This is a genomic window from Micromonospora sp. NPDC048999, assembly GCF_040649295.1.
Classification (GTDB): Bacteria; Actinomycetota; Actinomycetes; order Mycobacteriales; family Micromonosporaceae; genus Micromonospora.
Genome location: NZ_JBEZFI010000081.1, coordinates 1 through 9,256 on the forward strand (window position 1 = coordinate 1; position 9,256 = coordinate 9,256).

The window sequence follows — 9,256 nt, forward strand, 5'->3', positions numbered from 1 at the left end:
ACAAGGCCGGCTCCGGCGCCCTCGGCGACATCGGCGCCCACATCATCGACCTCACCCAACACATCACCGGACAACACATCACCGGAGTCAGCGCGCTGACCGAGACCTTCGTCAAGGAACGGCCGTTGCCGACCGGGTCGAGCGGCCTGGCCGCGCAGGCCGACGGCAACGGCCAGACGATGGGGCAGGTCACCGTGGACGACGCGGCGGTGTTCGTGGCCCGGCTCGACGGCGGGGCGCTCGCCACGTACGAGGCGAGCCGCTTCGCCACCGGCCGCAAGAACGGCCTCCGGGTGGAGATCAACGGGTCGCTCGGCACCCTGGTCTTCGACCTGGAACGCCTCAACGAGCTGGAGTTCTACGACGCCACCCGGCCGGGACCGGAACAGGGATTCACCCGAATCCTGGTCACCGAACCCGAACACCCCTACATGTCCGCCTGGTGGCCACCCGGCCACCCCATCGGCTACGAACACTCCTTCACCCACCAGATGCGCGACTTCATCGAAGCCATCGCCACCGGCACCGACCCCACACCATCCTTCACCGACGCGCTGCAGGTCCAGCTCGTGCTGGACGCGGTGACCCGCTCGGCGGAGCGGGCCGCCTGGACGGAGGTGGAGCCCGCGCTGGCCGAACTGGCCGGCTGACCCGCGTAGCGGCGCCCGTCGGCGCCGCCCGAGAAGGCTTCCCGGCGCCGACCGGCGAGGGCCCGCCGCGGTTGCGCCCCGCGGCGGGGGGCGAGGTCGACCTCGGGAAGCGTGCCACCGGAGCCTCCGGCACGGCACGACCAGCACGGCCGTCCGGTGCGGCCGGACCGGGATTCCCCGGCCGCACCGGGCGGGCCGGCCTGACGACGACGGTGAGGAGGCACGATGCGTACGGGTGTCTGGCTGATGGGTGCGCGCGGCTCGGTCGCGACCACCAGCATCGTCGGGGCACTGGCGCTGCGGGCCGGGCTCACCGAGCCGACCGGCTGCGTCACCGAGCTGCCCGACCTGCGCGGGCCGGCCCTGCCGGCCTTCGCCGACCTGGTTCTCGGCGGCCACGACGTGGTCGTCACCCCGCTCACGAAGCGGGCCGGGGCGCTCGCCGCCGCCCGGGTGCTGCCCGGCCGGCTGGTGGACGCCCTCGCCGACGAACTGGCCGACGTCGAGGCGGCGCTGCGTCCCGCCCCGACCGGGGGCACCCAGGCCGAGCGGGCTACCGCCGTGGCCCGCGACCTGACCGACTTCCAGCGCCGGCACGGGCTGGACCGGGTGGTGGTGGTCAACGTCACCGCCACCGAACCGGTCGCCGCCGCGCACCCGGCCCACCACGACCTTGCCGCGCTGCGGGCCGCGCTGGCCGGCCCCGGCGCGGTGCTGCCCGCCAGCTCGCTGTACGCGTACGCGGCGTTCACCGCAGGCTGCCCGTACGTGGACTTCACGCCGTCGACCGGGGCCCGGCTGCCGGCGCTGAAGGCGCTGGCTGACGAGCAGGGCCTGCCGTATGCCGGGCACGACGGCAAGACCGGGGAGACCCTGGTCAAGTCGGTGCTCGCGCCGATGTTCGCGATGCGGCACCTGACGGTGCGTTCCTGGTCCGGGGTGAACCTGCTTGGCGGCGGGGACGGCGCCACGCTCGCCGACCCGGCCGCCAACGCGGCCAAGGTGGACAGCAAGCAGCGGGTGCTCGGCGAGACCCTCGGCTACGTCCCGCAGGGCGGCACCCGGATCGATTTCGTGCCGGAACTCGGTGACTTCAAGACCGCCTGGGACCTGGTGACCTTCGCCGGCTTCCTCGGTACCGGGATGCGGATGGAGTTCACCTGGCACGGCTGCGACTCCGCGCTGGCCGCCCCGCTGGTGCTCGACCTGGCCCGGCTCACCGCCGCCGCGCACGCCGCCGGCCGCCGCGGCCCCCTCGCCGAGTTGGCCTTTTTCTTCAAGGATCCGCTCGATGCGCCCACCCACTCGCTGGCCGAGCAGTGGGCGCTGCTGCGTGAGTTCGTTGCCGGGCTGCACGCCCGAGCTGGGTGAGCCGTGGGACAGGCCGGTGCGATATTGTCAGCCATGGATAATGGTCGGACCGTCACCGTCACGCCGACCGATCCCACCCTGCTGCGGGGCCGTTTCGACGCCGCACTCGCCGCGTTTCTGCGTCGGCAGCGGCCGGGCCGGTCGGGCCACGGTGCGGGAGCTGTTTACGACGTGCTGCACCGGTTCGTCCTGGCCGGGGGCAAGCGGGTGCGGCCCCTCTTCTGCTACTGGGGGTGGCGGGGTTTCGGCGGTCCCGACGGCGCACCGATCGTGGCCGCGGCGGCAGCGCTGGAACTGTTTCACGCGTTCGCCCTGATCCACGACGACATTCTCGACCACAGCGACCGGCGGCGCGGCCAACCGGCGATGCATCGGATCTTCGCCGACCTGCACGCCCGCTCCGGCTGGCGCGGCGACCCGCAAACGTACGGCCGGGACGCCGCCCTGCTCTGCGGTGACCTCTGCGCCGCCTGGTCGGGGCAGATGTTCCACGAGTGTGGGCTGGAGCCCGCCCAGGTCCGGCGCGGTCTTGCCGTCTTCTCGCGGATGCGGGCCGAGGTGATCGCGGGGGAATACCTGGACGTGCTTTCCGCCGCCGTCGACGGTTCGGTGGCGAGCGCGCTCGCCGTCGTGCGGATGAAGACCGCCCGCTACACGGTGACCCGGCCGGTGCAGATCGGCGCCGCCCTGGCCGGTGCCGACCCCGACGCGGTGGCGGCGTTGGCCGACTTCGGTGACCCGATCGGGGACGCCTTCCAGCTCCGCGACGACCTGCTCGGCGTCTTCGGAGACCCGAGGGTGACCGGCAAGTCCAACCTGGACGACCTGCGCGAGGGAAAGCCGACGGTGTTGATGGCACTGGCCCGGCAGGCGGCCGGCCCGGCCGGGCGGGCGCGGTTGGGCGCGCTGGTCGGCCAGCCCGACCTGGACCACGGCGGCGCGGCCGAGGTGCGGCGGATCATCGAGGCCGTCGGTGCCCGGACGTCGGTGGAGCAGATGATCCGGGTACGCGCCGACGCCGCCCTGGCCGCGCTGGACCGACTGCCGTTGGCCGAGCCGGCCCGGGCGGCCCTGGCCGACCTGGGGGCTCGGGCGGCCGACCGCAACGCGTGACGCGGGCCTTCCTAACCGGTCGGGGCGGGCCTACAGTGGGGGCGGCGACCGCGAGGTGGCCGGTGACCCGACGGGAGGCGCAACCCGTCGGGCCCAGGCGCGACCGCGCCCACCGGTGCCCGTCGGGGTCGTCGCACCCGGTCGCCCTCGCCCCGGTCCGACACGGAATCCCCCATCACCAATAGGGGAGAAGGACAATGGCGCGACCCATCACGCTCTTCACCGGCCAGTGGGCCGATCTTCCGTTCGACGAGGTCTGCCGGCTCGCCGCCGAGTGGGGGTACGACGGCCTTGAGATCGCCTGCTGGGGCGACCACTTCGAGGTCGACAAGGCGCTCGCCGACGAGTCGTACGTGGACCGGAAGCGGGCCACCCTCGCCAAGCACAACTTGAAGGTCTATGCCATCTCCAACCATCTGGTCGGGCAGGCGGTCTGCGACCACCCGATCGACGAACGGCACCAGGACATCCTCCCCGCGCGGATCTGGGGTGACGGCGAGCCGGAGGGCGTCCGCCGCCGGGCCGCCGAGGAGATGAAGGACACCGCCCGGGCGGCGGCGAAGCTCGGGGTGAAGACGGTGGTCGGCTTCACCGGCTCGTCGATCTGGCACACCCTGGCGATGTTCCCGCCGGTCCCGCCGGCCATGATCGAGCGCGGCTACCAGGACTTCGCCGACCGGTGGAACCCGATCCTCGATGTCTTCGACGAGGTGGGCGTGCGCTTCGCGCACGAGGTGCACCCCAGCGAGATCGCGTACGACTACTGGACCACCAAGCGCACGCTGGAGGCGATCGGCCACCGGCCCGCGTTCGGGCTGAACTGGGACCCGTCGCACTTCGTCTGGCAGGAGCTGGACCCGGTCAACTTCATCTTCGACTTCGCCGACCGGATCTACCACGTCGACTGCAAGGACGCGAAGGTCCGTACCGGCGATGGCCGCCGCGGACGGCTCTCCTCCCACCTGCCCTGGGCGGACCTGCGGCGCGGCTGGGACTTCGTCTCCACCGGGCACGGCGACGTGCCGTGGGAGGACTGCTTCCGCGCGTTGAACGCGATCGGCTACGACGGCCCGATCTCGATCGAGTGGGAGGACGCCGGCATGGACCGCCTGGTCGGCGCGCCCGAGGCGTTGCAGTTCGTACGCCGGCTCGCCTTCGACGCGCCGGCCGCCGCCTTCGACGCCGCCTTCAGCAGCACCCGGGACTGACCCTTTCGGTCGCTACGAACTTGATGACGGAAACGACTCACCTCGGCCGCCGCGCCGCCAGCGCAGTCGACCGTTAGGTGATCCACCCACGTCATCAAGTTCGTAGCTCCCGGCATTCGGTGCCGCCGCGGCCGCAGAGCGGGCGCCGGCTCTCCGCCGGTGCGGACGGCAGAGCCGGCGGCGCTCAGCGGGCCGCGAAGACCTGGTCGCTGATCAGGCGGGCGGCGCCGACCAGGGCGGCCCGGTCACCCAGGTCGGAGAGCACGATCGGCATGGCCCCGGTGGCCAGCGGCGTGGAACGCCGATAGACCACGCCGCGGATCTCGGCGAGCAGCACCGGACCGACCCCGGGCGGCGCGCCGCCGATGATCACGATGGCCGGGTTGACGAAGCTGACGAGGTCGACCAGCACCTGGCCGAGCCGGCGGGCGGAGTCCCGGACCAGCGTCTGCGCGGTCGTGTCGCCGCCGGTCGCCGCCGCGGCCACGTCGTCGATGGTCAGGGTGCCGGCCGCGGTCAGCCGGTCGCCGAGCGCCGTCGAGTGTCCGGCCCGCGCGGCGGTCACCGCCTCCCGCACCAGGGCAGCGTGCCCGCAGTACGCCTCGACGCAGCCGGTGTTGCCGCAGACGCACAGCGGCCCGTCCTCGGTCAGCTGGAGGTGCCCGATGTCGCCGGCCCCGCTGGTCGCGCCCCGGTAGAGCGCCCCGCCGAGCACCAGCCCGCAGCCGACCGCGTTGCCCAGCTTGACGTAGAGGAAGTCGTCGAACGCCCGGCCGGTGCCGGCGTGGTGCTCGCCGAGGGCCATCACGTTGGCGTCGTTGTCGACCTGCACCGGGCAGCCCAACTCGGCGGCGATGGTGTCGCGTACCGGGAACTGGTGCCAGCCGGGCAGGGCGGGCGGCGAGACCGGGGCACCGTCGCGGACGGAGACCGGCGCGGGCAGGGCCACGCCGACCCCGGTCAACCGGGCCAGCCCGGCTTCGGCCCGCAGCTTGGCGAGCAGCTCGACCGCGTGACTTACCACCGGCTCGGGCCCGAGGCGTACGTCGACCGGCTCTGTGTGCCGGGCGAGGACGCTCAACTCCCCGTCGGTTAGTGCGACGTCGAGCCGCCCCTCACCGACGATCACCGCGCCGAATCGGACCTGCTCGGCGATCCGGAGCAGCGACGAGCGGCGACCGCCGCGGGACGCGGCCGGCCCCGCGGCCTCCACCAGGCCCTGCGCGGCGAGCCGGTCCACCTCAGCGCCGAACCGGCCCCGGGGCAGGCCCAGGGCGTCGGTCAGCTCCACCCGTGAGCGGGGGCCGTCGTCGCGCAGCAGTCGCAGCAGCCGCGCCTGGTCCGCGTTCTCGGGTCCGATCATCGTCATCGCGACCACCTCCTCTCGAAATGTGCCACATCGCCGCCCACGGCGTGTGACGCGGAGGGGGTGCCCCGACGAGAGCGGGCCGGTCGCCTGTCGGTGACCGGCCCGCTCTCGGGCGATGTCAGGAACTGCTGCCCGTGCCGGAGGCCTTGCTGCTCGAACCGCTGGCGGAGCCCGCAGCGCTCGAGCCGGACTTGGCGCCGGCCGGCGTGCCGGCGAACGGCTTGTCGGCCGGGGTGAGCCCCTGCCTGTTGCCGTTGGTGAGCTTCTCGCCGAGCTTGGTCTGCCCCAGCTTGTCCTTGCCCTCGGCATAGAGTCGGGTCGCCTGGGCCTGCGCGACACCCGCCGCCTCCTGAACGGTCGGGTGGTCGAGCACCTTGCGGCCCCGGACCATCAGCTCCTCGTACTTCTCCCGGCCGGCACGGGCGCCCAGGACGAATCCCGCAGCCAGCCCGCCAAGAAACATGATCTTTCCGCGCATGGCGGCTCCTTCCGTACCTGACGCGCCGCCGTTCCCGTCCGGGGCTGCCCGGCGGGAGCGACCATCTCGCGCCTGCGTCCTCTGTCGGCGGCTAACTACCCATCTTGCTCTCGGCTCATGCCTTCCTGGGCGGAGATGGCGATTTGCCCGAGTTATGGGTGGACTCGGGCCTATGCGACGGCACCGCCCCAGCGCCGCAATCGGTGGGGCAACCCCCTGGCGCGCTGCCCCCCGAAGTCCTGTAGTCTTGTGGCGTCGCACGGCGCGGAGAGATCCGCTAGCCGGGCGATGCACGGTCCCCTGTAGCTCAATTGGCAGAGCAGCCGGCTGTTAACCGGCAGGTTATTGGTTCGAGTCCAATCGGGGGAGCTTAGCTCCAATGCAGCGCCCGTCGGCCCAAGCCAGCGGGCGTTTCTTAATTCGGTCCGATGCGGTGACCCTTCCCGGCGTAGCGTCCGGATTCTCCCACGGGATGTGATTCTGCCCGGCAGGATGAGCGATGCCGGCCCAGATCTCCGCTGGGTCGACTGGTGCATCGGGCCGAGGACGGGTGGAGATGGCCGGGGGACCGAGCCGCCGGACGGCGACGCTGGTCGCGGTGGCGGTCGTGTTGGGCTGGCTGATCGTCGGCGCGATCGCCGGCCCGTACGCGGGCAAGCTCGGGAACGTCGCCACCAACGACAACTCCGCCTTCCTCCCCGCCAACGCCGAGGCGACCCGGGCGCAGGACCTCTCCGCCGGCTTCGCGTCGAAGCAGACCACCCCGGCCCTCGTCGTCTACGAGCGCACCTCCGGCATCACCCCGGCCGACCAGCAGCGCGTACAGGCCGACGCCGCCCGGTTCGCCCAGGTGCCCGGAGTGGTCGCTCCGCTGCCGCCGCCGATCGTCAGCCAGGACCACCAGGCCGTACAGGTGATCGTCCCGGTCGAGAGCGTCGGGGGTGAACGGATCCGGCAGGTCGTCACCCAACTCCGCGACATCGCCGGCGCGGACCGAGACGGGCTCACCGTCAACGTGGCCGGCCCGGCGGGACTACTCGCCGACCTGATCGAGGTCTTCACCGCCATCGACGGGCCGCTGCTGTTGGTCACCCTGATCGTGGTGCTGATCATCCTGCTGATCGTCTACCGCAGCCCGGTGCTCTGGATCTTTCCGCTGCTCGCCGCCGGCATGTCGTACGCGCTGGCCGCGCTCGCCGTCTACCACCTGGCCGGCAGCGGCATCATCAAGCTGAACGGGCAGGCGCAGGGCATCCTCACCGTGCTCGTCTTCGGCGCCGGCACCGACTACGCGCTGCTGCTGATCGCCCGCCACCGGGAGGAACTGCACCGGCACGACCGCCCCTGGGACGCGCTGAAGGCCGCCTGGAAGGGCGCCGCCACGGCGATCATCGCCTCCGGCACCACCGTCATCGTCAGCCTGCTCTGCCTGCTGCTGTCCAGCCTCAACTCCAACCGGGCGCTCGGGCCGGTCGCCGCCGTCGGCATCGCCGCCACCCTGCTGGTGATGCTCACCTTCCTCCCCGCGCTGCTGCTGCTCGGCGGACGGTGGGCGTTCTGGCCACGGCGGCCCCGGTGCGACTGCGCCGAACCGCAGGCCGAGCACGGCATCTGGGGCCGGATTGCCGGCTTCGTCGCCCGCCGGGCCCGGACCGTCTGGCTGGTCACCGCCGTGCTGCTGGCCGTACTCACCCTGGGGCTCACCCAGCTCGATATCACCGCCCTCGGCCAGTCGCAGCAGTTCACCAAGGGCACCGACTCGACCGCCGGGCAGGAGGTGATCGCCCGGCACTATCCGGCCGGCACCGGCAGCCCCGCCACGATCTTTACGACGCAGACCACCGCCCGGCAGGTCGCCCAGGTGGCCCAGGGCGTACCGGGGGTCTCCTCCGTCCGACCGGTCACCGCAGCGGGACCGGGCGGGCCGACCGAGCCGAACGCGCAGCCGTTGGTGGTCGACGGACGGGTGCAGCTGCAGGCCACCCTCGCCAACCCGCCGGACAGCCACGCCGCCGAACAGACCATTCGCAACCTGCGCGAGGCGGTCCACAAGGTGCCCGGCTCCGACACGGTGGTGGGTGGCTTCACCGCCGTCGACGTGGACACCGCCGACGCCGCCGCCCGGGACCGCAACGTCATCATCCCGGTGGTGCTGCTGGTCATCGTGATCGTCCTGGCGCTGCTGCTGCGCGCCCTGGTCGCCCCGATCCTGCTGATCGCGACCGTGGTGCTGTCGTTCCTCGCCACGCTCGGCCTCTGCGCGGTGATCTTCCGGTATCTCCTCGACTTTCCCGGCGTCGACCAGTCGTTCCCGCTCTTCGCGTTCGTCTTTCTGGTCGCCCTCGGCATCGACTACAACATCTTCCTGATGAGCCGGGTCCGTGAGGAGTCGGTCCGGCGGGGCACTCGGGCCGGGGTCCTTGCCGGCCTCGCCGTCACCGGCGGCGTGATCACCTCCGCCGGTGTCGTGCTCGCCGCCACCTTCTCCGCGCTCGCCGTGCTGCCGCTGGTGGTGCTGGTCGAGCTGGGCGTGGCCGTCGCCGTCGGGGTGCTGCTCGACACCATCGTCGTCCGGTCGCTGCTGGTGCCCGCGCTCGCGTACGACCTCGGGCCGGTTATCTGGTGGCCGAGCAGATTGTCCCGCGCCGTCCGCGGCGGCGAATCCCGCTCGCCAGTGGCCGGCGGACCGCCGGTGTGATTCTCGCCGCTCCGCACCGGGCAGTGCGGTCCGTCCGAGCTGGACGGGAAGGCTGCACCCGCCTCATGACCTGCCATTTCGAGTCCGAGCGTGATCGGACTGCCAGGGGGCGGGGCATGGCTGCGGCGAGACGGCTGCTCGCTGTTATCCTCGCGTTGCCCATCGTGCTGGTGCGGCAGCGGCGACGCCGATTTTGGTGGTGGCCGGTGATCGACCGGGCGGGATAAGATCCGGCGCGGTAGCGGGGCGGTAGCTCAGCGGGTTAGAGCAGGGGACTCATAAATCCCCGATGCGGCAGGGGGCGGTAGCTCAGCGGGTTAGAGCAGTCGACTCATAATCGATCGGTCGCGGGTTCGAGTCCCGCCCGCC

At 72.3% G+C, this 9,256-nt stretch carries 7 protein-coding genes and 1 tRNA gene; 6 read left to right on the forward strand and 2 right to left on the reverse strand.

Annotated features, from left to right (window positions below; translation table 11 throughout):
• The 4 genes from AB0C02_RS33075 to AB0C02_RS33090 all read left to right on the forward strand — a co-directional run.
• Positions 1 to 650 (forward strand): Gfo/Idh/MocA family oxidoreductase (locus AB0C02_RS33075; RefSeq protein WP_357553154.1); only part of this gene is annotated, 650 nt, incomplete at its 5' end.
• Positions 651 to 875: 225 nt separating this feature from the next.
• A complete protein-coding gene (locus AB0C02_RS33080; RefSeq protein WP_357553155.1) occupies positions 876 to 2,021 on the forward strand; it encodes an inositol-3-phosphate synthase in 1,146 nt (381 codons plus the stop codon).
• A gap of 33 nt (positions 2,022 to 2,054) precedes the next feature.
• The gene (locus AB0C02_RS33085) at positions 2,055 to 3,134 is read left to right on the forward strand and encodes a polyprenyl synthetase family protein (protein ID WP_357553156.1); all 1,080 of its coding nucleotides are present in this window, start codon (positions 2,055 to 2,057) and stop codon (positions 3,132 to 3,134) included.
• Between the two features lie 197 nt (positions 3,135 to 3,331).
• Entirely contained in the window at positions 3,332 to 4,342 is a 1,011-nt protein-coding gene (locus AB0C02_RS33090; RefSeq protein ID WP_357553157.1) for a sugar phosphate isomerase/epimerase family protein, read from the forward strand.
• A gap of 184 nt (positions 4,343 to 4,526) precedes the next feature.
• Here AB0C02_RS33090 and AB0C02_RS33095 read toward each other — a convergent pair whose 3' ends face one another.
• Both AB0C02_RS33095 and AB0C02_RS33100 read right to left on the reverse strand, forming a co-directional pair.
• Complete coding sequence (locus tag AB0C02_RS33095) at positions 4,527 to 5,711, reverse strand: ROK family transcriptional regulator (RefSeq protein WP_357553158.1); 1,185 nt, start codon at positions 5,709 to 5,711, stop codon at positions 4,527 to 4,529.
• 118 nt (positions 5,712 to 5,829) lie between these two features.
• Entirely contained in the window at positions 5,830 to 6,189 is a 360-nt protein-coding gene (locus tag AB0C02_RS33100; protein ID WP_357553159.1) for a hypothetical protein, read from the reverse strand.
• A 296-nt stretch (positions 6,190 to 6,485) separates the two neighbouring features.
• On the opposite strand from AB0C02_RS33100, the gene AB0C02_RS33105 reads away from it, so the two are divergent.
• Positions 6,486 to 6,558, forward strand: a tRNA-Asn gene (locus AB0C02_RS33105).
• A gap of 187 nt (positions 6,559 to 6,745) precedes the next feature.
• Positions 6,746 to 8,887: an MMPL family transporter gene (locus tag AB0C02_RS33110; RefSeq protein WP_357553160.1), complete on the forward strand. Its 2,142-nt coding sequence runs from the start codon at positions 6,746 to 6,748 to the stop codon at positions 8,885 to 8,887.
• Positions 8,888 to 9,256: the final 369 nt, after the last annotated feature.

Excerpts from the sequence above, each read along its gene's own strand:
- AB0C02_RS33080 (WP_357553155.1), top strand. The coding sequence starts at position 876 with ATGCGTACGGGTGTCTGGCTGATGGGTGCGCGCGGCTCGGTCGCGACC.
- AB0C02_RS33085 (WP_357553156.1), top strand. The coding sequence starts at position 2,055 with ATGGATAATGGTCGGACCGTCACCGTCACGCCGACCGATCCCACCCTG.
- AB0C02_RS33090 (WP_357553157.1), top strand. The coding sequence starts at position 3,332 with ATGGCGCGACCCATCACGCTCTTCACCGGCCAGTGGGCCGATCTTCCG.
- AB0C02_RS33095 (WP_357553158.1), bottom strand. The coding sequence starts at position 5,711 with ATGACGATGATCGGACCCGAGAACGCGGACCAGGCGCGGCTGCTGCGA.
- AB0C02_RS33100 (WP_357553159.1), bottom strand. The coding sequence starts at position 6,189 with ATGCGCGGAAAGATCATGTTTCTTGGCGGGCTGGCTGCGGGATTCGTC.
- AB0C02_RS33110 (WP_357553160.1), top strand. The coding sequence starts at position 6,746 with ATGGCCGGGGGACCGAGCCGCCGGACGGCGACGCTGGTCGCGGTGGCG.